Annotated in this window: 17 protein-coding genes; 4 read left to right on the top strand and 13 right to left on the bottom strand. The window is 49.1% G+C overall.

Annotated features, from left to right (window positions below; genetic code table 11):
- Nucleotides 1-350: 350 nt before the first annotated feature.
- Together ACG2E4_RS06705 and ACG2E4_RS06700 are read right to left on the bottom strand one after the other, a co-directional pair.
- On the bottom strand, nucleotides 351-908 hold the full coding sequence (locus tag ACG2E4_RS06705; protein ID WP_395260171.1) for an adenylate kinase: 558 nt from the start codon (nucleotides 906-908) through the stop codon (nucleotides 351-353).
- A gap of 266 nt (nucleotides 909-1,174) precedes the next feature.
- Nucleotides 1,175-1,534: a helix-turn-helix transcriptional regulator gene (locus tag ACG2E4_RS06700; RefSeq protein WP_395276071.1), complete on the bottom strand. Its 360-nt coding sequence runs from the start codon at nucleotides 1,532-1,534 to the stop codon at nucleotides 1,175-1,177.
- Between the two features lie 425 nt (nucleotides 1,535-1,959).
- Between ACG2E4_RS06700 and ACG2E4_RS06695 the strand changes: the two genes are divergently transcribed.
- Complete coding sequence (locus tag ACG2E4_RS06695; protein WP_395260175.1) at nucleotides 1,960-3,186, top strand: FtsX-like permease family protein; 1,227 nt, start codon at nucleotides 1,960-1,962, stop codon at nucleotides 3,184-3,186.
- A gap of 344 nt (nucleotides 3,187-3,530) precedes the next feature.
- On the opposite strand, the gene ACG2E4_RS06690 is transcribed toward ACG2E4_RS06695, so the two are convergent.
- The 7 genes from ACG2E4_RS06690 to rpmB form a co-directional block, all read right to left on the bottom strand.
- On the bottom strand, nucleotides 3,531-3,989 hold the full coding sequence (locus ACG2E4_RS06690) for a MarR family winged helix-turn-helix transcriptional regulator (RefSeq protein WP_395260178.1): 459 nt from the start codon (nucleotides 3,987-3,989) through the stop codon (nucleotides 3,531-3,533).
- 136 nt (nucleotides 3,990-4,125) lie between these two features.
- On the bottom strand, nucleotides 4,126-5,340 hold the full coding sequence (gene tyrS, locus ACG2E4_RS06685; protein ID WP_395276070.1) for a tyrosine--tRNA ligase: 1,215 nt from the start codon (nucleotides 5,338-5,340) through the stop codon (nucleotides 4,126-4,128).
- Nucleotides 5,341-5,501: 161 nt separating this feature from the next.
- Entirely contained in the window at nucleotides 5,502-6,059 is a 558-nt protein-coding gene (locus ACG2E4_RS06680) for a CvpA family protein (RefSeq protein WP_395260182.1), read from the bottom strand.
- A gap of 10 nt (nucleotides 6,060-6,069) precedes the next feature.
- Nucleotides 6,070-6,525 (bottom strand): GatB/YqeY domain-containing protein, encoded by a 456-nt coding sequence (locus ACG2E4_RS06675; protein WP_395260183.1) that lies wholly within the window; start codon nucleotides 6,523-6,525, stop codon nucleotides 6,070-6,072.
- A gap of 228 nt (nucleotides 6,526-6,753) precedes the next feature.
- Nucleotides 6,754-6,927, bottom strand: a complete 174-nt coding sequence (locus ACG2E4_RS06670) for a DUF4295 family protein (RefSeq protein ID WP_395276069.1) — start codon at nucleotides 6,925-6,927, stop codon at nucleotides 6,754-6,756.
- A gap of 10 nt (nucleotides 6,928-6,937) precedes the next feature.
- Nucleotides 6,938-7,102: a 50S ribosomal protein L33 gene (gene rpmG, locus ACG2E4_RS06665; protein ID WP_310684097.1), complete on the bottom strand. Its 165-nt coding sequence runs from the start codon at nucleotides 7,100-7,102 to the stop codon at nucleotides 6,938-6,940.
- Between the two features lie 81 nt (nucleotides 7,103-7,183).
- The gene (rpmB, locus tag ACG2E4_RS06660; protein WP_395260187.1) at nucleotides 7,184-7,429 is read right to left on the bottom strand and encodes a 50S ribosomal protein L28; all 246 of its coding nucleotides are present in this window, start codon (nucleotides 7,427-7,429) and stop codon (nucleotides 7,184-7,186) included.
- 287 nt (nucleotides 7,430-7,716) lie between these two features.
- Here rpmB and gyrB point away from each other — a divergent pair, with 287 nt between their 5' ends.
- Both gyrB and gyrA read left to right on the top strand, forming a co-directional pair.
- On the top strand, nucleotides 7,717-9,648 hold the full coding sequence (gene gyrB, locus ACG2E4_RS06655; protein ID WP_395260189.1) for a DNA topoisomerase (ATP-hydrolyzing) subunit B: 1,932 nt from the start codon (nucleotides 7,717-7,719) through the stop codon (nucleotides 9,646-9,648).
- A gap of 100 nt (nucleotides 9,649-9,748) precedes the next feature.
- A complete protein-coding gene (gene gyrA, locus ACG2E4_RS06650; RefSeq protein ID WP_395276068.1) occupies nucleotides 9,749-12,205 on the top strand; it encodes a DNA gyrase subunit A in 2,457 nt (818 codons plus the stop codon).
- Between the two features lie 500 nt (nucleotides 12,206-12,705).
- On the opposite strand, the gene ACG2E4_RS06645 is transcribed toward gyrA, so the two are convergent.
- Nucleotides 12,706-13,650: an L-lactate dehydrogenase gene (locus ACG2E4_RS06645; RefSeq protein WP_395276067.1), complete on the bottom strand. Its 945-nt coding sequence runs from the start codon at nucleotides 13,648-13,650 to the stop codon at nucleotides 12,706-12,708.
- Between the two features lie 214 nt (nucleotides 13,651-13,864).
- Here ACG2E4_RS06645 and pckA point away from each other — a divergent pair, with 214 nt between their 5' ends.
- Nucleotides 13,865-15,454 carry a phosphoenolpyruvate carboxykinase (ATP) gene (gene pckA / locus ACG2E4_RS06640; RefSeq protein ID WP_395276066.1) on the top strand — a complete coding sequence of 530 codons (1,590 nt, stop codon included), beginning with the start codon at nucleotides 13,865-13,867 and terminating at the stop codon, nucleotides 15,452-15,454.
- Nucleotides 15,455-15,714: 260 nt separating this feature from the next.
- Here the strand turns inward: pckA and ACG2E4_RS06635 are convergent, their stop codons facing one another.
- The 3 genes from ACG2E4_RS06635 to ACG2E4_RS06625 all read right to left on the bottom strand — a co-directional run bounded on the left by ACG2E4_RS06635 (nucleotide 15,715) and on the right by ACG2E4_RS06625 (nucleotide 21,680).
- A complete protein-coding gene (locus ACG2E4_RS06635) occupies nucleotides 15,715-16,776 on the bottom strand; it encodes a sulfatase-like hydrolase/transferase (RefSeq protein WP_395276065.1) in 1,062 nt (353 codons plus the stop codon).
- Nucleotides 16,777-16,860: 84 nt separating this feature from the next.
- On the bottom strand, nucleotides 16,861-18,330 hold the full coding sequence (locus tag ACG2E4_RS06630; protein WP_395276064.1) for a SusD/RagB family nutrient-binding outer membrane lipoprotein: 1,470 nt from the start codon (nucleotides 18,328-18,330) through the stop codon (nucleotides 16,861-16,863).
- Nucleotides 18,331-18,515: 185 nt separating this feature from the next.
- Nucleotides 18,516-21,680 (bottom strand): SusC/RagA family TonB-linked outer membrane protein, encoded by a 3,165-nt coding sequence (locus ACG2E4_RS06625; RefSeq protein ID WP_395276063.1) that lies wholly within the window; start codon nucleotides 21,678-21,680, stop codon nucleotides 18,516-18,518.
- Nucleotides 21,681-21,837: the final 157 nt, after the last annotated feature.

The following is a 21,837-nucleotide window of genomic DNA, read 5'->3' as shown; positions in this document are numbered from 1 at the left end:
CCACTAAATTCGTTAAGTAGCCAAACAGTTATTTGGGCGTACTACATTCCCCAAACCTCCTTCAAAGGGGGAATTCTTGCCCATTTTATGCTACTTACTTTACTATACTTTTTAAGTGGTGAGTACGCTAGCCGGTATTTTTCGCGATAATGTATGCACAAATCAGGTACCCTGATGGCAGGCAGCATCTTACATCATATTGTGACGACCTTTTTATTTGACAGGTAATAAAAAGGAGATTTGTCTCAGCTGCGTTAAAAGGGAAATAACCGGTTCAACGTACAAAGCTACGTCTGCGCGGCCATTTTCCCTTTGCCTTGCTGAAGAACAAATTTCTTGAGAGATCCAGGCTAGCTTTCCAGCGTATCTCTGATTCTCCCGAAAATCTCTTCAATGGATCCAACCCCGTCGATTTTTTCTGCTTTGCCCTGCTTCTGGTAGTATTGCAGAACCGGTGCGGTTTCGTTGTGATAAACTTCAAGACGGTTTTTGACGCCTTCTTCAGTATCGTCAGAGCGACCCTCACCACGGCTTAAAATTCGTTTGATCAGCTCTTCCTCCGGCACTTCCAGCACTAAAAAAGCATCCAGCGACTGGTTATTCTTTTCCAATATTGCGTCAAAAGCCTCTGCCTGGGGAACAGTACGGGGAAACCCGTCCAGGATGTAACCGTCCCTGTAATCATCTTTTTTGAGCTCCTCTTCTACCAGGTCGACCACTGTGTCATCCGGGACCAGATCACCGGCATCAAGGATGGCTTTTACTTTTTTACCCAGTTCCGTCTCGTTTTTAATGGCAGTTCTAAATATTTCTCCGGTAGAAAGATGGGGAATATGGTACTCCTCGGCTATTTTGGCAGCTTGTGTTCCCTTGCCGGCGCCTGGAGGCCCGAAAATGATGACTCGCATTCTGTATTAGGTATGTTAAGGATTCAAATTGAAGTTGAGAAGATAGGGTAAAAGGCCTGTACATTCAATTTTAAACGAGTGAGTGACAGACGACACGAGATGAAAGGGGAGGCGGCAGCCAGTTGTAAATAAATTAGTTCAAAAATGTATTATTATGTTCATCTTAATTTATTCCTGGTATAATAATCCGGTGAAGTACTCGTGGGAGACCGGGTTCAATCGCCGGATAAACGCCGTGAGAATCTTTAAATCCATCGGCGGTAACTTCAGGATTTATTGCGCGTGTCCTTTATGAAGGAGAGGGTATTGTCGGAGTCTTTTTCAAGAACAATGGAAAGGGAATCAAACCAGATGCGGATCAGGTTGATAACGACGGCGTATTCTTCATAATCCTTTTTGGAGTCGATAGATAGTTTGGTCTCGATCTCTTGTTCAAGCGTTTCAACCTCTGCTGTGCTATAACCTAATTTTTGCGCTATTTCGTCGCTTTTGTACCCATTGGATACCAATATCAGCAGTTGAATTTCCTGATCAGTCAGGCTATCCAGTTTATCTCCATATTTTTCAATGAATCGATGAAGATTGGATACCTTGTTGGAGAGTTTATTTAAGTTGTTATTTACCATTGGTGCAATCGATTTTGATTGTGTGTGACCCACAGGCAAAGTATCCGAATTAATATGCAGTACCCTTGCGAGATGGCTGCCAAAGTTAAAAATTGTTCAATTTCAGCAGATCCCAGGCAGGAACCCGCTGAATAGAGTTGAAGAAGAACTATATAAGTAGTTTTTCTTCTTCCGGGACTACAGTAATCTTAGTTCTTGTGAATATTGTTCTCCCTGTATTGTAAAGAAAATCATTTATGTATCTATAAGATCTACTATCAGTTAAATTAGGACAATTATAAATTTAAAAAAGTTAAAATATTATAACTTGTTTATTTGAGATGTTTATTTATGAATAAACTGTTTAGTGAGAAGTAAAATATTCGTGCGGCAGGGCCTGCAAATCGTGAATGGAACCGTGCCGCATAATTCCTATCTTAGCTGTCATGGAAACCACCGGCTACATAGCGCGCAGATATCTTTTTTCAAAAAAACACATTTCGCTGATATCGACCCTTACGATGATCAGTATTACCGGCATCACCATAGGAACGGCCCTGCTGATTGTCGTGCTCTCGGTTTTCAACGGTTTTTTTGATGTGATAAAGGGACTGCTACTCTCCTATGATCCCGATATTCGTATTCAATCGGAGACATCGACGGAGCTGGTTCATGATCCGGAGCTGTTGCAGGAACTGGAATCGATACCCGAGGTTATGGCAGCGGCTCCCTATATATCAGATAAGGCGCTGCTGGCCCATGAAGGCAACCAGGACCAGGTCGTGGATATTCGGGGGATCCGCAAAGCGGACTTTTTCCGGCTCAACCAGGCAGACAGTATGATCACGAGCGGAACATTTGATTTTTCCGTACGCGATAAAAAGCCGGGAATGTTGATGAGCGAACAGCAGCTCAGTCAACTGGGACTGGATGTGGGAGATGAGGCGGCGCTGCTCAGTGCGGAGGGAATGCGGAAGTCGCTCACCCAGTTTTCATTTCCGCGAATCTACCGGTTTGAGATCAGGGGGGCATACTTTATGCAGCAGGTCGTAAGCCAGCCGGTTGTGTACATCGATCTTGAAGCGGCCCAGCGGCTGTTCGACTACCGTAGCAGGATTACAGGCATAGATCTGCGGCTGACCGACAGCGACCTTGCGAGCTCCGTCAAAGAGGAGATCGAATCCAGGCTGGGCCCCGGGTACCAGATATCGACCTGGTATGATCTTCAAAAACCGCTTTATGATGTGATGCTGTTGGAAAAATGGGGTTCCTACCTGATTTTGATGATTATCGTATTGGTGGCCGTGTTGAATATCGTGGGATCACTGACGATGATTGTAATTCAGAAAAACCGGGATATCGGAATTCTGTCAACCATGGGACTCTCACCCGACAGGATTAAGAGCATTTTTATAAAACAGGGGATCTATATCGGCCTTATTGGTTGCGGCATTGGGGGATCACTCGGGTTGCTTCTGAGCTGGCTGCAGAAAGAATATGGACTGATCAAGCTATCCTCAGCCTTTATCATTGATGCCTATCCCGCAAGTATCGACATGGTTGATGTGGGGATCATACTGTCAGGTACGCTGCTGCTGTGCCTGGCGGCCAGCTGGTATCCGGCCCGGCGCGCCTCCCGGGTAGAACCGGCTGATGCCATACGGTACGAGTAGCACCCCATTTTAAAATCCGCATTCCAGGCATGAAGGAGTATGAATAGTGGGCTGCACCCCGGTCGAACCGTTTCTCTCTACCGGGATAACGGGTCTCATAGGACAGGGAATATGGGGAGGCGTTCAGCGGCAGATTGTGTATTTGAACTGGAATGCTTCCTTTATCCTGTAAAACAGGAATAAATCATAGCTCCGCACCCAAATCTTCTGGGCAGGTCGAGCGTGAAAAGAAAAAGGGAGCGAGGAATCAGCTCGCCCCCTTTTAGGGATTAATGGAAATGTTTACTAGGGAAATAAACACAAATATCCATCATATAGGATACATTAACTACACGGGCCATAGATTATTGTGTGTTTTTTTCCTGGAGGCCCAATTTTTTACAAATATCCGCCAGTTGCTTTTTTTCCCGCCTTGAAAGCACAGAAAATTCATTTTTGATCACCTCCAGGTGCTTTGGAAAAAAAGACTGGATAAACTGTTCTCCTTCGTCGGTAAGGTGAATTAATACCGAGCGGCGATCTTCGGGATCGCGATGTCGTTCCACATAACCGCACCGCTCCAGGTTGTCAATGACCATGGTGATATTTCCGCCGCTTTTGAGGAGTTTTTCCCCCAGTGATTTTTGATTCAGTGGACCCAGGTGGAGAAGGGCCTCCAGCACCCCAAACTGGCTTACCGTAATATCGGCATCCGCCAGGTGGCGATTGAGGCGCGAGTTGATCGACTCGGTGGCACGCATCAGCTTGATAAATGCATTTAACGTTTCTTTTTCTTCTTCGGTCCCTTTATAGTGCGTACCCATTCTGTTGCGGTCTTACTGGCGATTTAGTGTAAATCAATATATCAGAATCTGATAGGAATGCAATCGCCCGACCGGGAAAGAAAAAATAAACTGGTAATCAGGAATTGAGATGTCGTTTAATAGTACCCGTGATTTCTTACTTGCTTTTCAGGTAACAAAAATTGCGCTTTCCGACCTTTAGAACCAGTTCGGTGTTTTCTTCAAAGCTGACACGATAGCCTTTGTCGGTGATCTTTTCATCATCGATCGATACTCCCCCCTGCTTAATCAGCCGTTTGGTTTGACCGTTACTTTCGGTGAATCCCGTGTCGGCAATGATATCGAGCAGCCGCACCTCTGATCCCGCCTCATACTCATATGTGGGCGCTTCGTCGGAGATCTCCTTGTTGATCACCGTTTGCTCAAAATAGTTGCGCGCCTCTTTTGCCGCGGAGCCCCCGTGGTACATCGCGGTGAGGGTGAAAGCCAGATCGTGTTTGGCATTGCGGGGATCCTCCTCGGCTTTCTTTTTGTATTTCGGCAGGTCATCGACCGGAATGTCGGTAATCAGTTCAAACCACGGGTAGATCAGGTCATCGGGAATGGAAAGCACCTTGCCGTACATGTCGTTGGCCTCTTCGGTGATGCCGATGTAGTTGTCATAGGATTTCGACATCTTTTTGGTCCCGTCTGTTCCCACCAGCAGGGGCATCATCAGGCAGATTTGCGGCTCCTGCCCGTCATCTTTCTGGAGCTCGCGACCCACCAGCAAGTTAAACTTCTGATCGGTCCCGCCCAGCTCCACATCGGAGCGCAGGTGCACGGAGTCCTGTCCCTGGGCCAGCGGGTAGAGGAATTCGTGCAGCGAAATCGGTTCATTGGCTTCAAAACGCCTGGAAAAGTCATCCCGCTCAATCATTCGGGCCACCGTCAGCTTGGACGCCAGCTTTATGACATCCTGAAAATGCATGGTTCCGAGCCAGTCAGAATTGTAAACGATGGTGGTTTTGTCCTCGTCCAGGATCTGTGTAGCCTGCTCGAGATAGGTTTCGGCATTTTCTTTGATCTCCTCTTCGGAGAGGGCCGGCCGGGTCTCGTTTTGACCGGTGGGGTCGCCAATCATGGCCGTAAAGTCGCCGATAATAAGGATTGCCTCGTGCCCCAGGTCCTGGAACTGGCGCAGCTTCCGCAGGATCACCGAATGACCCAGGTGCAGGTCGGGCCGTGTGGGGTCGCAGCCCAGCTTGATTTTCAGGGGCTGATTGTTCTTTTTGGATTTTTCCAGTTTTTCCACCAGTTCTTCCTCGGGAACGATCTCAACCGTTCCGCGCCGTATCACTTCCAGTTGCTCATCTACAGGTAAAAAAGGCATCTAAATAACTATTTTCTTAAACTTGAACGTGTTGTGTTTATTGAAATCCTGAGAACCGCTTGCTTGCCAGCACCATTAAAACGGGACAAAGCCGGGATCTCAGGGGCTGAACCAGTAGTTTGGGTGTTGGTATTTGTACCTGAAATTGCTCATTGCGTTAGTTACTGATCCAGTGTAGGGAAATTTTGTATCGGATTGTACTCATCCAGGGTTTTGTGGATGGTGTCGGAAAAATTTTCCGCCCCGGGCCACGCCGAGGCCACCAGGTCATAGGCCAGCGGTGCCAGGTATACGATATTTGAGTAGGTTACAGACTCGTTCCGGACCTCTTCTGAAGGCTGGTTAAAGCCCGCCAGTATTAAAAGGATGGCGCTAATGACAATTCCGCTTTTCAGCACACCGAACGCCATGCCCGATATGCGGTTTATGAAATTTAGATTCACTGCCTCCAGCATCTTCCTGGAGAGGTGGGCGATCACCTGTACCACTACGATGGTCCCGATAAACAGGATGGCACCGGAGATAAAGGGAATATAAGATTCATCACCGCCAAAAAACGGGCCGATCAGCTTGTTTAGCGTATCCATGTATTCAAAGGTAAGGAACACGGCCAGCACAATGCCCGCGATGCTGAGCACTTCTTTTATAAGGCCGTTGACAAATCCGCGGTAGGCAAAATAGAGGAGAGGAAGCAGTATAATCAGATCTAGCAGATTCATGCCTGGCGGGTTAAGAGAGCTCTTCTTTCACCACCTTGCTGACAAGGCTGCCCTCGGCTTGCCCTTTCAGTTCGCTCATCATCACGCCCATTACCTTGCCCATGTCCGCCATATTTTCGGCTCCGAGCTCTTCAATTTTTTGACGGGCGATATCGCGGATTTCCTCTTCAGAAAGCATCTCCGGCAGGTACGATTCTATAATATCCAGCTCCTTTTGCTCGCTGGCCACCAGGTCATCGCGGCCGCCCTCCCTGAACTGCTCGATCGATTCCTTGCGCTGTTTGGCGGCTTTCATAAGCACTTCGGTCACCTGCTCGTCGGAGAGGGAGGCTTCGCCCCCTTTGCGCTCACTGATTTCCCGCTCCAGCAGCTTGGATTTGATGGATCGCAGTACCTTCAGGCGATCTTTTTCCTTGTTTTTCATCGCCTCTTTTAGGTCTGACAAAATCTGATCCTGGATAGACATGGTACTGAATTGTTAGTTACAGGTTATAAAGTTGAAGGTTTAAGGCTGTAAATGTACACTAAGTTGTAACATTCAACCTGAAACCCAAACAGCAGTAAGAAACTTGATCCCTAAAGAGGCTCTTTTTCCTCAGGGATGCGTAACTGCAACAAGGGCAAATATGGAAGCAAAAAAAAGGTTGCATCATCAAAACAGATGCAACCCCGGAAAACGCTGCTGAATTAAAACTTACTGCTCTTTATTCTGGCTGATGAAATTGCGCACCTCATCTTCATCCACCATCGCCTCTTTGAAAGCGTACTTACCGCGGGTCGACTTGGTAGAGATAATGACTTTCGCCATTTTGCGATGAGCGCCTTTCAGCTTCTGTGCTTCTTCACCAAAAACTTGCTTTTTAGCCATGACTCAATCTCTATTTAATTTCTTTATGGATAGTGTGTTTGCGTAGTACCGGGTTGTATTTGCGCAGCTCCAGCCGGTCCGGATTGTTGCGCTTGTTTTTCGTGGTTACATACCGCGAAGAACCCGGCTTTTCGGTGCATTCCAAAATAACCTGGACTCTATTTCCTTTAGCCATAGTGTTGATTGGTTATTGGTTGTCAGTTAATCGTTATTCGGGCCTGCAGTTGCTCGGAATACGAATTAACCAAAAACAAAATTAGATATCTTTGATAAGGGTACCTTTTTTTCGTGCTTCCTTCAGTACCGCACTAATTCCCTTTTTGTTGATCGTCCGGAGTGTTTTTGCAGAAACTTTCAACGTCACCCACTTGTCTTCCTCGGGTACATAAAACTTCTTTTTCTGCAAGTTCTGATGGAACCGGTGCTTGGTCTTGTTGTTGGATTTAGAGGACCGGTATCCGTTCTGCGGCCCTTTACCCGTAATGTCATCTTTACGTGCCATAATACTTCAAAAACGTGGTTTATATCTGTTTTGAAAGAGACCGGTAAAATATGCGTATTGGATAAAAAGATCAACGTTTCTTTTGAAGGAATAATTTTTTGATATTTGGCTCTTCAAAACGGCGCCAGACCGTTCAAAACCTGTCATGCGGACGGTCTTTAAAACGGATTAGAGCGCACATCTTTATGTGCGGCGGTAGCGACTGTCGCTTACTTTGAATTGGCCTTTATAAACACTATTTTCAGGCGTCAAAACGATTATTTTAACCACTATTCAACCCCTTATATATGGCTGAAAAACAAGTATCGGATTACAAGGCGGAAAATATTACGGTTTTAGAGGGTCTTGAGGCTGTTCGGAAGCGACCTGCAATGTATATAGGAGATGTTGGTCAGCGCGGGCTTCACCACCTTATCAATGAGGTGGTTGACAACTCTATTGACGAGGCACTGGCCGGCTACTGCGATGAAATTAGTGTTATTATCAATGAGGATGGATCGATCACCATTTCGGATAATGGCCGCGGCATCCCGGTGGATGAGCATCCCAAGCTGGGCATACCTGCCGTTGAGGTGGTACTGACCAAGCTGCACGCCGGCGGTAAATTTGACAAGAATGTATACAAGGTTTCCGGTGGACTTCACGGGGTGGGGGTCAGCTGCGTGAATGCCCTTTCTTCCGGTTTTCACGCCGAGGTGCACCGCGATGGAAAAGTCTATGAAATGAAGTTTGCCAAAGGGGGCGTACTTGAACCGCTGAAGGAGACGGGAAAAACAGATAAAACCGGTACCATCATTACCTTTATGCCGGATCCCGAAATTTTCACCCAGAGCCTGGAATTCAAGTACGATATTATTGCGGACCGGATGCGGGAGTTGGCGTTCCTGAACCCGGAGATTACCGTATATCTGCGCGATGATCGCGACCCTGAAGATATTATCGAGGATACGTTCCACTACGAAGGCGGGGTAAAGGATTTTGTCAGCTACCTCGATGAAGAGCGGGAGTCATTAATGGCAGAACCGATCTACATCCAGGGCGAGGTTGATATGGTCCCGGTGGAGCTGGCGATCCATTACAACGATTCATATGCCGAGAATGTCCACTCCTACGTTAATAATATTAACACGCGCGAGGGCGGTACGCATATTTCCGGCTTTCGTCGTGCGCTTACCCGTTCGTTAAAGCGTTATGCCGAGGATAACAACCTGCTGAAAGGGAAATTCAGTGTTTCCGGCGAAGATTTCCGCGAAGGAATGACGGCGGTACTGAGTGTGAAGGTGCCTGAACCGCAATTTGAAGGCCAGACAAAAACAAAGCTCGGCAACTCGGAGGTACAGAGCGCCGTTGAAATTGTGGTGTACGATCAGCTGAATGAGTATTTGGAGCGAAATCCAAAGACCGCCAAAAAGATTTTGGAGAAGGTGATCCTGGCGGCCGAAGCCCGTGAAGCAGCACGGAAAGCCCGGCAGCTTATCCAGCGCAAAAGCGCCATGAGCGGTGGTGGACTGCCCGGCAAGCTGGCCGACTGTTCCATCAACGACCCGGAGCACTGCGAAATTTACCTGGTGGAGGGCGACTCGGCCGGCGGGTCCGCCAAGATGGGGCGCAACCGGAGTTTCCAGGCGATACTGCCGTTGCGCGGTAAAATTCTGAATGTGGAAAAAGCGAAGATCAACCGTATCCTGGAGAACAACGAAATCCAGGCGATGATTACGGCACTGGGCGCCGGCGTGGGACACTCGGAAGAGGATTTTGAGCTAGAAAATCTGCGCTATCATAAAATTATTGTCATGACCGATGCCGATGTGGATGGATCTCACATTCGCACGCTGTTGCTTACCTTCTTTTATCGTTATATGAAACCGCTTATCGAGGGTGGTCACGTCTATATCGCCACGCCTCCACTGTACCGCATTACCGACAGTCGCGGGAATATTGAATATGCATGGGATGAAGAAACACGCACCAGACTGGTCAAAGAGCATAAAAAGTCGCGTTATAAATTCGACGTTTCTCGCTACAAGGGACTTGGGGAGATGAATCCCGAGCAGCTCTGGGAAACAACAATGGACCCCGAAACCCGAACGCTGCAGCAGGTGACGGTCGAAAACGCTGCGGCTGCCGACAAGCTGTTCTCCCGCTTGATGGGGGATGATGTGCAACCCCGGCGCGAATTTATTGAAAGCCACGCCAAGTACGCCACGCTTGATGTGTAGAGTATGAATTTTGAAACCTCCAAGGTTTCTGAATCCTTGGAGGTTTTTGCTGTATTTAAGGAAATAATTTTCAAACCAGAAACTGAAAAACATCTACTAAATGGCCCGAGAGAAGATTGTACCTATTTCAATTGAAGAAGAGATGAGGTCATCGTACATCGATTACTCGATGTCCGTAATTGTATCGCGTGCGCTTCCAGATGCACGGGATGGCCTAAAACCGGTTCACCGCCGCGTATTGTACGGCATGAGTGAGCTGGGCATGCTTCATAACCGAAATTATAAGAAAAGTGCTCGTATTGTCGGTGAGGTGCTCGGTAAATACCACCCGCACGGCGATTCGGCGGTGTATGATACCATTGTACGAATGGTGCAGGATTTCTCCCTGCGCTACCCGCTTGTTGACGGGCAGGGAAACTTTGGCTCGATTGACGGTGACAGCGCTGCGGCCATGCGGTATACCGAGGTGCGCATGCAGCGCATTGCCGAAGAGATGCTCACTGACCTCAACAAAGATACGGTAGACACCCAGCCGAACTTTGATGACACACTCCAGGAGCCGACGGTCCTGCCGAGCATGCTGCCGAACCTGTTGATCAATGGCGCGTCCGGTATTGCGGTGGGGATGTCAACCAATATGGCGCCCCATAATATTGAAGAAGTGATCGATGGGATACTGGCCTACCTCGATGACCCGGATATTGAGATCAGCGAACTGATGGAGCACATAAAGGCGCCTGATTTCCCGACCGGCGGAATAATCTACGGGTATGACGGGGTGAAAGAGGCCTACGAGACAGGAAGAGGGAAAATCACCATGCGGGCCCGGGCCAGTACCGAGGAGCTAAGGGGCAACCGCGAGCAGATTGTGGTGACCGAAATTCCATATCAGGTTAATAAAACCACGCTGATCCAGAAAATTGCCAAACTGGTTCAGAACGACAAGATCGAGGAGATCTCCGAGGTTCGTGATGAATCGGATCGCGAGGGAATGCGAATTGTTATTGTGCTGAAGCGCAATTCCAACGCGGGCATTGTCCTGAATCAGCTGTATAAGTATACCCAGATGCAGCAGACGTTTGGCGTCATTAATATTGCACTGGTGAAAGGGCGCCCGGAGCTGCTGAACCTGAAGGATCTGATACATCATTATGTAGAGCACCGCATCGATGTTATTATTCGGCGCACGATCTATGATCTGGATCAGGCGGAGGCCCGTGCTCATATTCTTGAAGGACTCAAAATTGCGCTCGACAACCTCGATGAGGTTATTAAAACGATCCGTGGCTCAAACAGTCCTGATGAGGCGAACCGCGAGTTGCGCCGCAAGTTTGCCCTGACCGACATCCAGGCAAAGGCAATTCTGGATATGAGGCTGCAGAAACTGACGGGACTTGAGCGGGATAAAATCGATCTTGAATACGGCGAAATTACCGAAAAAATTGCCGATTACCGTAATATACTGTCTAATCGGGATCGCCAGAAAGCGATTATCCGGGAAGAAATCACGGAACTCAGAGATCGGTATGGCGATCCGCGTCGCACACAGATCATTCACTCGGCGGATGACTTCAGCGTGGAGGATATGATCGCCGATGAGGATGTAGTGGTTACGATCTCCAACAAAGGATTTATCAAGCGCATGCCCGTAAGCGGGTATCGGCGCCAGAAACGGGGCGGCAAGGGAATGAAAGGCACTTCTACCCGCGATGATGAATATGTGGAGCACCTGTTCGTGGCAACCAACCACAACTACATCCTGTTCTTTACCGAAAAAGGACAGTGCTACTGGCTAAAGGTGTACGAGATACCGGAGGGATCGCGCCTGTCGCGCGGTCGCGCAATTGTTAACCTGATCGATATTGACAAGGATGACTCCATCAAGACGTTTGTCCCGGTCAAAACGCTGGAGGATGAGGAATATATTAACAACAACTATATCATCATGGCCACCAAGCAGGGTAAAGTTAAGAAAACAAGGCTTGAAGCCTATAGTCGGCCGCGCCGCGATGGTATCATTGGAATTAATATACAAGAGGGGGATGGACTTCTCGAAGCTGCGCTTACCGACGGGCAGAGCAATATTATTCTTGCCAGCAAAAAGGGAAGAGCGATCCGCTTCCACGAAGAAGAGGTCCGAGATATGGGCCGAAACACCACCGGCGTTAAAGGGATGGATCTCGGCAAAAACAATGAAGTGGTCGATATGGTCGTCGTTAAGAATACGCATGAAGCGACCGTACTGGCAATCTCTGAAAACGGATACGGCAAACGTTCGCTGGTAGAAGATTACCGCGAGCAGAGCCGGGGTGGAAAAGGCGTTATTACGTTGAAAGTAACCAAGAAAACCGGCAACCTGATCTCTCTGAAAGAGGTATCAGACAAAGATGATCTGATGATTATCACTGAACAGGGTAAAGTAATCCGCATGAACTGCGGCGGTATCCGTACAATGGGCCGCAATACTCAGGGCGTCCGGATTATGCGCCTCGATGAAGAGGGGCAGATTGCTGCTGTCACGCGCGTGGTGAATGAAGAGGAGGATGAGACGGTATAATCAAGCCGATCTCGGGTTCTGATGCAGGGCCTCAATCACCAGTTGAGGGCTTTGTACCTCCTCAATTCTTCGTTTGAAGGGCGTTGTACTCCCGTTTAAAGATCAATAAGGTCGGTGGTACAACCACCTCCCAACAACATAGCAGGTTCTGCAAAGGTCCCCAATAACTATTGGAAAAGGCCCTCTTAATTGGGGGCCTTTTCTGTTTTTACTCAGCAAGCTTTGCGGCTTTAAACCTGCATTTCTCACGAGAAAAATTTTATAATTTTTAAAAGCTCTGATATGTAGTGAGTTACATTTATTTCAAAACCAAAAATACTATTACAGTGTGTAGCCAGCTGCGAAATTGTCTCGTATGCTGCGTTGATGGTGAAAATCGCTCACCAATGTATAACGATATGTTCGGTCCCGATTTCCACCATCGCCTTGCATTCAAACCAATTTCTTGGTGAGAAATGCAGGCTAATCACTTTTGCAGTAATCAAGTTAGCCATGTCAAGTCAAATATCAATGCTCTGGAGGTTTTCCTTTAAAACACGGCCCGAGTTGCGAAGTCCTTCGATCTCTTTCTTGTCCAGTTCGGGGAGGATACGGTTGACCACTCCTTCATTACCCACTACACACTGCAGGCTCATGCACACATCCTCGATACCGTATTCTCCATCCCAGTACACACTGATCGGAATAACGCTTTTCTCATCTTCCAGAATCGCCTTTACGATACGTGCAATCACCACACCGATGGCGGAGTTGGTGTAGCCTTTCTTTTCGATAATGTTGTAGGCCGCATTTTTTGCGTCGTCAAAGATCGATTCCATCACCTCCCGTTTAAAATGCCTGTTCATCACCACGGAGTTGCGGATCGGTTTGCCTCCGATGTTGGCCTGGCTCCAGATCGGGACTTCTGAATCGCCGTGTTCGCCCAGGATGTAGGCGTGCACAGATTGGGGATCCACATCGTAATAGTCGCCAATGAGTGCACGAAAACGGGCGGTATCCAGCAGGGTTCCGGTCCCGAAAATACGCTGCGAAGGTCGGCTGCTAAGTTTCTGGGAGACGTAGGTTAGGATATCCACGGGATTGGTGGCAATAATCAGGATGGCGTCCGGGGCGTATTGGTCCAGCTTCCCGATAATATCGCGGAATACCTCAGTATTCCTGTTGAGCAGCTCAAGCCGCGACTCCGAGGCCGACGACTGGCCTACTCCCGCCGTTACAACCACGACCTGGGTTTCGGCCAGATCTTCATAACTGCCTGCCCGGACCGTTACATTTCCGACCAACAGCTGACCGTGCATCAGATCCATCGCTTCACCCTGCGCCCGTTCTCGGTCCAGGTCCACCAGTATAATTTCACTGACGGTCCGCTGGTTAAACATGGCATAGGCCGCCGCGGTGCCAACATTTCCGGTCCCGATTATGGCAACTGATCTTCGCTGTATCATAGATAAAAAGTATTTAGTTCGTGTGTTATCTTTCCTTTATACTAATTCAACACTTCACCGTCAACAGCGTTATCGGAGAATAGTGGATAATGGATATCTCAAACGATGCCCGGTGGAGGTGTTAACATGATATTCATGATTAATTCCTATATACCAAATATGATACCGTGTGGTCATCATAATGAATTCACGACTAAAATCAATACAGGGTATTATGACCAAACAGCACCTGGATTTATCAAAGCACGATATTTCCGTACCAAATATAATCAGGAATGCAGTACCGGCCCGGTTTTACGAGGAGGCGATTCGGCACGACAGGGGATCGGCTATCACCGACGAAGGGGCGCTGGTGGTCCGTTCGGGAAAGCGCACGGGGCGGAGCCCGGCCGACAAGCGGGTGGTGGCCGTAGATGAGTTTGAAGACGAGATTTGGTGGGGAGATGTAAATATTCCTCTTGACGAGCATACGTTTAATATTAACCGCCAGCGGGCGACCGACTACCTTAATACCCGGGAACGGCTCTATGTGGTGGACGGGTTCGCGGGGTGGGCTCCCGACTACCGGCTCAAAGTCCGGATTATTGCCGAGCGCGCCTATCACGGGTTGTTTATGAACAATATGCTTATTCGTCCCACTGAAAAAGAACTTGCCCATTTCGGGGAGCCCGATTTTGTGGTGTATAACGCCGGTAAATTTCCCGCCAACCGGTTCACCGAGGGGATGACCTCGGATGCCAGCGTGGACGTCAACTTCAAAACAGGGGAGATGATAATCCTGGGCACCGAGTATGCCGGGGAAATGAAGAAGGGAATTTTTACGGTTATGCACTACCTGATGCCCAGGAAAAACGTGCTCTCCATGCACTGTTCCGCCAATGAAGGGGCCTCCGGGGACGTGGCGCTCTTTTTTGGTCTTTCCGGAACCGGTAAAACCACGCTTTCAGCTGACAGCATCCGCAGGCTCATTGGTGATGATGAGCACTGCTGGAGCGAGGAGGGAGTGTTCAACATAGAGGGGGGATGCTACGCCAAGACGGTCAACCTCTCGAAGGAGAAGGAGCCGGAGATATACGATGCCATCAGATTTGGGACCGTGCTTGAGAACGTGGGATATGACCCTGAAACGCGCGAGGTGGATTTTGACGACACCAGCATCACGCAAAACACGCGGGCCTCGTATCCGATCGAATATATACAAAATGCCAAAATCCCCTGCACCGGTGGTCACCCCGAGAATATTATATTCCTGGCCTATGATGCGTTCGGCGTGCTTCCTCCCGTAAGCAAGCTGACCGCAGAACAGGCGATGTATCACTTCATCAGCGGGTATACTGCAAAGGTCGCCGGCACGGAAATGGGCGTAACCGAGCCGGAAGCTACCTTCTCTGCCTGTTTTGGAGCAGCCTTCCTGGCGTGGCCACCGAGCAAGTATGCAGAAATGCTGGCAGATAAGATGCGAACCCACAACTCAAGCGCCTGGCTGGTCAATACCGGGCTGACCGGCGGACCGCATGGAGAGGGCCACCGCATTGACCTTAAACATACACGTGCTATTGTTGATGCTATCCATGGGGGCGAGCTGGAACGGGTTCCGACTACCAGTGACGAGGTGTTTGGTTTTGAGATTCCCACCCAGTGCCCAAATGTGCCCGCAGCAATTCTTCAGCCGCGAGACACCTGGGATGATCCGGCTGCATATGATAAACAGGCTCGAAAACTGGGCCAACTGTTCAAGAATAATTTTGGGCAATACCGGGACTCGGCCAGCAGGGAGCTCATGGAAGCGGGCCCGGTAATATAGAATGACCGGTCTCTGGCTTTAAATCCTGGCTAGCCTTGATCTCACCAAGAATTTATTCTTCAGCAAGGCAAAGGGAAAATGGCCGCGCAGACGTACCGTCGTCGTACGTTGAGCCGGTGATGTTCCCATTACGCAGCTGGAAGGGCAAATCTCGCAGCGCTTTACACCCTGTCAACCCAAAAGGCGGTAATATATGATGTAAGATACTGCCTGCCATCAGGTTGCATTATTTTTTCATACATTATCGTGAGCATTAGGAGCTATTCCAGGATCGACCGGATCTTATCCACGACAACCGGGGTGTAGAGCTGCTCCTCTGTTTTCATTTCACCCGTCGGCTCTATTCCGGCACCGTACAGCATCAGCCATACCTGGTCGGCTCCTTCAATGTCAGAACCGTGACTTCGCCAGGTATCGACCGGGGTGGTGCCGCGCCCGTGGTCAGTGGTCAGTATGAACGTGGTCCTGTTTTTGTAATAGGGATTCGACTGGGTATACTCCCACAGCTCCCGAAGAAATGCATCCGTGCTGTGAGCCGAATTAAGATAGGCATCGTAGTCACCGTCGTGGGCAAAGTCATCGGTTTCTCCATAAGCGATATACACAATATCGGGCTGATTCCGCTTGATATATTCAAGCGCGTAGTTATGGGTAAACATGTCGAGCCGCACCGATCCCCACGGGCTGGGCGTGTGGGGCTGCATGCGGTTTAAAAACCGCTCGATCTCGGTAAGGTTTTCGTCTGCGGCTTTCTCAAAACCGGCATTGACCGGCACCCCGCTTCGCTGTTCATTGATAATATAGGGGAATACGTCCCAGCTACCGAATGCGGCTACACTGCCGCGGTATTCAGCCGACTGGTTCAGCTCCTCCAAAATGGTCACATTCGGGTTGGGAATTTTATCATTGCTGTTAATCCGCTGGTCGTCAGCCTGCCCTGTCAAGATTTCGTTGTAGCCGGGATAGGAGAACAGCATGGAGTTGGTCAGGTTAACCTTGCTGCCGTACCGACGATTGCCGTGAATCTGACCCATTTCCACCACGTTGTTCCATACAAAAGGCATTAGTACACGGCGCCGCGCTTCCGGCGTGGCCCGCCAGTATTTCTTTTTCAGTGACGTGGTGTCTGAAACGTATTGCGGATGAGTTATCAATTTGGGGTCGGCCCCGGTAAACAGCTCCTGCCAGCGAAGTCCATCTAACGTTATCAGGAAAATCTTCTCCTGCCCGGAATCCTGTGCATGGACAGGTTGTACCAGTCCTGCGAGTAGTACGATAAGAACTAAAGCCGGGACAGGGGGAAGTGAATTAATATATTTCATTATCAGATCTCTTTTATGATATATGATTTAAGTGAGGAATCTTTCACGTTATGGAAATTAGCTTAACGCTCCTAAAATAGCAGCTTATTTCAGCCACCACGGGACAGCCCGAATGTTGTCGCTGCTGAATTGCCGTTCAATGGCAGCCGATACGTTGGCATTATTATTTTGATATTCGCTTTGCGGGTAGATCCAGCGGGTGGGCGGGGCGCCGCCGGAGGGCTCCATAAAATAGGGATACCCGGTGCGCAGGTGCTCAAAATACGGGGTCCATCCACCCTGCAGAAAAGATTGCAGGTATTTTTGCGTGACAATCCGCTCTATTTTCTGTTCGCTGGTTGCGGCATTGTCCAGGGATACCAGGCCGTTTTGCAAGTAAGTGTCTGCCGCCTGGCTTGTCAGAAATGAGGCATAATTCTCGGCATACGTGTTGTAAAATTCGAAGCTTGCCCGGATGCCGTTTTCGTAATGCGCCTTTGCACTGGTGCCGATCCAGCTCCGTACGCTTGCCTCGGCCAGGATAAACTGAAGTTCGGGGTACCCGAGCAATACGTGGGGCTCGTTGGTTGGATTGGAATAGTACCGGGGATCCACCTTTGAAATATTTCCAGCCGCTGCCTTGTCATCATTATAGCTGTACTGCCCCGTCGGTCTCCCACCCTCATAGGCTGAGAAGTCATCGATTGCGAGTCCCTGTTCCCTGGCATTTTTAGTTTGGGCGGCATAAATAAAAAGACGGGGATCTTCCCGGTCCTGCAGCCGTTTGATAAAGGTGGAATCCATGTACATGCTGGAACCGTAATCGCTGTCGTTAAACTCTCCGTACCGGCTGCCGATCTGGTCGAAAAATTCCAGTTGCCCGTTATCCCCGATCGATTCCATAAGGGGACGGTTTGCATAGATATCGGCAAACCGGCTCACGATGTCGATGGTGCTGCCATCAGTTTTGTTAGAGAGCGTGATCAGCACCTTCAGCCGAAAGGAGTTAATCAGCTTTTTCCATTTTGAGGCGTCTCCCCCATAAATGATATCTCCTTCGATGATATCATCGGCATTAAGCAGCTGATCGGCTGTTTGAAGCTCATCCAGGATACCGCTGAAGACCTGCTCCTGGGGATCATATTCCGGTGCGTAGACAGCTTCTGATTCCGCTTTGAGTGCGTCGGAATAGGGGATATCTCCAAACCGGAGGGTTAAATTGTAGAAGTAATAGGCGCGAAAAAATCTTCCCAGGGCTTCATAGGCCGGCTTTTGCGTCCGGTTGGCCTCTTCTATCATCTTGGTGATATTTCGCAGCCGGTCATAATCATCAAAGTTACCCCGCCCCCACTTGTAATACTGGATCTCATTTTCCACTGCTGTACTTACAATCATGCGGCTGGCATACTGCGGGTTTTTGCCGGCGACCTGAAATGCATCGGAGGCTATCTGGGTGAGCAGCAATTGAGGCGGAGCCTGGGATACGTTGTTGGGATTTTCCCCTACCACGCTTAAGTCGGTGCAGGCGGTGAGCAGCAGGTTCAGTGATAAAACGATTAACAGAATATGTTTCATTGTCTTGCAAGGTTTAACTGTTGTGATATACGATATTATTATTGGAGGTTTTTTGTAAAACCGTTGTGTTGCCCAATTCCTGCATTTTTGCACATTCGAAATTCTCACTTTTGTAGTATACGCTGCGGCTTCGAATTCAATCAGGGATTGAGCTTGGAGAAAACTCCTGGTTTTGAAGACCTCTGTTATATGGAGAGATCAACTTTCAGTCCGATATAGCGGGTGGAGGGATCCTGCAGGTCGTTATCATTTCCAAAATCGGGATCTATAATTTTGGCTGACTTCAGGATCGCCAAGTTGTAGCCGAATGCGGTAACGCTGGCATTTTCGATACCGGTGTTTGCAAACAGTCCGCTGATGTTGTATGAAAGAGAAAGACTGCGCAGCTTGATAAAACTGCGGTCAAAAATATTGGCAAATTTTTCACTTTCATCCTGGGTCACCCCGGCCCGGTATGGATAGTTTTGGGCCCATTGCTGCCAGCCTACCGCAGTGGTGTTTTCTTTATATTCCCGTGTATCGTTGATTACATTCCCGTTGGCATCGCGGATCAGCTCGCCGTTTGTTACATTCACCCCTTCCGGAACGTACACCGGGTGACCCGCCGCATATTCTTCATCTCTCCAGGTTACCGATTCCGGATGTTTGCCGCCCCACCACATCTTTTCTACGGTAAGCGAGCGCATGAGTCCGCCAACGGCACCATCTACGCCGAGGCTCAGCGACCATTTATTGTGACGGAAGGAGTTCTGCAGGCCAAATCGCCAGTCGGGATTTCGGTGCCCTTTCAACTGGGGATAGGGATCCTGCGTGGGCAGTCCGGTCTCTTCATCCAGTACAAGCCGTCCGTCGGCCGACTTGAGCCAGCCGGTGGTGTAGTAGTTGTCGGCCCGTTCACCGACTGAAAGGTTGTTAAAACGCTGCTGCCCATCGTAGATGCTGGTCAGCCGCCGAACTTGTGTGTACCAGTTTGCCGTAATATCCCAGCCAAATTGCGGGCTGCGAAAAGGAGCGGCATTGACCACAACCTCCCACCCGTTGGTGGTGTATTCGTTACCGTTCACCTTGCGGCTGTTAAATCCGGAGGCATTCGAAACCGGCAGGTTAATGATCTGGTTTTTATCCAAAATATTGTAGTAGGTCACCTCAAAATTGAGACGGTGATCCAAAAGTCCGGCAGAAATACCCAGTTCCGTGGAGATCGACTGCTGGGGTTCTATGTTGGGATTGGCCAGGTTGGAGGGATAGGCCAGCTGTGGATTTCCGTTAAAATCACCCACTTTTTGATAGTAGGTCTCAATTTGATAAGGATTGGTAAAATCGGGATCCAGGTCGCTTGATACCTTCGCCCACGAGGAATAGAATTTCAAAAAATCGATCTCGTCAGGTAGTGTCACAAGGTTTGACGCCATTACGCTCAGTGATGCTGAAGGGTAGAAGTAGGAGTTGTTGGACTCCGGGAGGGTAGATGACCAATCGTTGCGACCTGACACGTTCAGGTAGAATGCGTCAAAAAGATCAAAATTAGCAGTGGCATACAGGCTGTGGATCGACTTTTTGCGGACCAGCGTGGAGGCCAGCACATTTCGCTTGGTGTTGTTCAGGCTGTATACGCCGGGCACAATCAGGCCGTCGGTAGAATTATAGTATTCCTCAAACTCCTGGTACACCACGTTTCCCCCGCCGGTTATGTCGATATCCAAAAATGGGGTCACGGTCTGTTGGTAACTGGCGCGAAGGTCGTTGTCAGCCAGGAGCTCTGCCGTATTCCACGTTTTGTAAAAGCCATCGCGCGGATCGCCGTACCGCAGGTATGATTTGGGGCGTTCCTGGTCTTCAAACCGGTCTTTTTGGTTCACAGCGGATCTTCCCTGGATGCTCAGATTTTCGGTAATGTCCCATTCGAGGCGAAGCTGGCCGCGATACACGTTTGAATCATACTCCTGGTTGCGATTGTACGCCCCGAAATAGGGATTATTGTACCAGGCGTAGTTCCAGTTGGCCTGGGTATAACCCTCTTGACCCGGCACCCACAGATGGTTCTCCAGATCCTGCGGGTTTACATCGGTACCCTGCCAGATCAGGAGGGTGTAGATATGGTTGTTCGGACCGTATCCATACGCCGGGTAGTTTTGGGAATAGACCTTGTTATAAGAAAGTTTGCTCTCGAGGGTAATATTTTGACTCAGTTCAAAAGTGGAGGCAAAGCTAAGACCGCCCCTGTTCAGCCCGGTATTGGGGACTTGTCCCTGCTGGTAGGTATAATTTCCGGAAAACCGGTATTGACTTTTATCACCTCCAAAAGCGATGGAAAAATCGGTACTGGGAATGATCCCCGGGCGCATAAATGACTTGAGATTGTCGTGAGACTCCCATGCGATGGGAACCCGCTCATATCGCGACTTGTCATCATACTTCGTACCCTCTACCGTTCCCCACCAGGGAATCGTCTCACCGGTCTGGGTGTCGAGAATCGGGCTGTTCCACTGTGGTATTTTAACTCCCTCCTCAAATTTTGGTCCCCATATCATATCGCCGTCAGCAACTCCGCCGCCATTTCCGTCCCAGAATTCGTAATTGCCATTGGAACCGTTGCCGTACTGGTCCTGGTATTCCGGAAATACGGTATAGCCCGCTGATACCATGGCGCTGGTTGTGAGGTCGATTTTCAAACCCTGTGTACTGGCATCTTTTGTGGTAATAAGGATAGCTCCATCTTTGCCCCGGGCCCCGTAGAGGGCAGAGGCGGCTGTACCCTTCAATACGTTGATCTCCTTAATGTCACTTTTGGAGATATCAAACAGGTCCGATTTTATCGGAACGCCATCCAGTACGATAAGGGGCTCTTTGCCACGCAGGCTAAATTGTGCCTCCTGGAACATGCCGGTTGGGTTGGCTACCGATAGCCCCGCCACCTTGCCCGTGAATAAGTTTCCCAGGTTTTGGGCGCTCGTGTTGGTGATCGATTCAGTGTTAATTTGTTGGGTAGAGTAGCCAATTTTTTCTTTCACCTGGGATAGTCCAAGAGCCGTTACCACAACCTGTCCTATTTCGGTACTGGACTCATGGAGGGTAACGTCCAGCACCGCCGTTTGTTCAAGAACCGGGATCATCCTGGTTTCATACCCGATAAATGAAAATACCAGCGTATCACCCGGTTGAACCGTCAGGCTGTAGTTGCCATCGGCATCAGTAGACGTGCCGTTGGCAGTTCCCTTTTCGATGATGTTCACCCCCGGCAGGGAGCGAGCAGTTGCATCAGTTACCGTACCGGATAACTGAAACTCTTGAGCGTGAGCTCCCGCTGTAAAGGAGAGAAAGAGTAAGCATGAAAGCAGATATTTTTTCATAACACAATGTCCTGTATCGTTAACTATTTAAAAGAATGATGTTTGAATGTTGGAAATGATTTAATGGGAACAGCTAATGCTGCAAGCTTCACGGGAGAAGGTAGGAGAGCGGATTTAAAAAACTATTGTTGCAGGATTATGCTTCTATAAAGAGATT

The organism is Halalkalibaculum sp. DA384, assembly GCF_043951955.1.
In the GTDB taxonomy this organism is placed as follows: domain Bacteria; phylum Bacteroidota; class Rhodothermia; order Balneolales; family Balneolaceae; genus JAMQKA01.
This window is presented reverse-complemented; position numbering and strand designations above follow the sequence as displayed.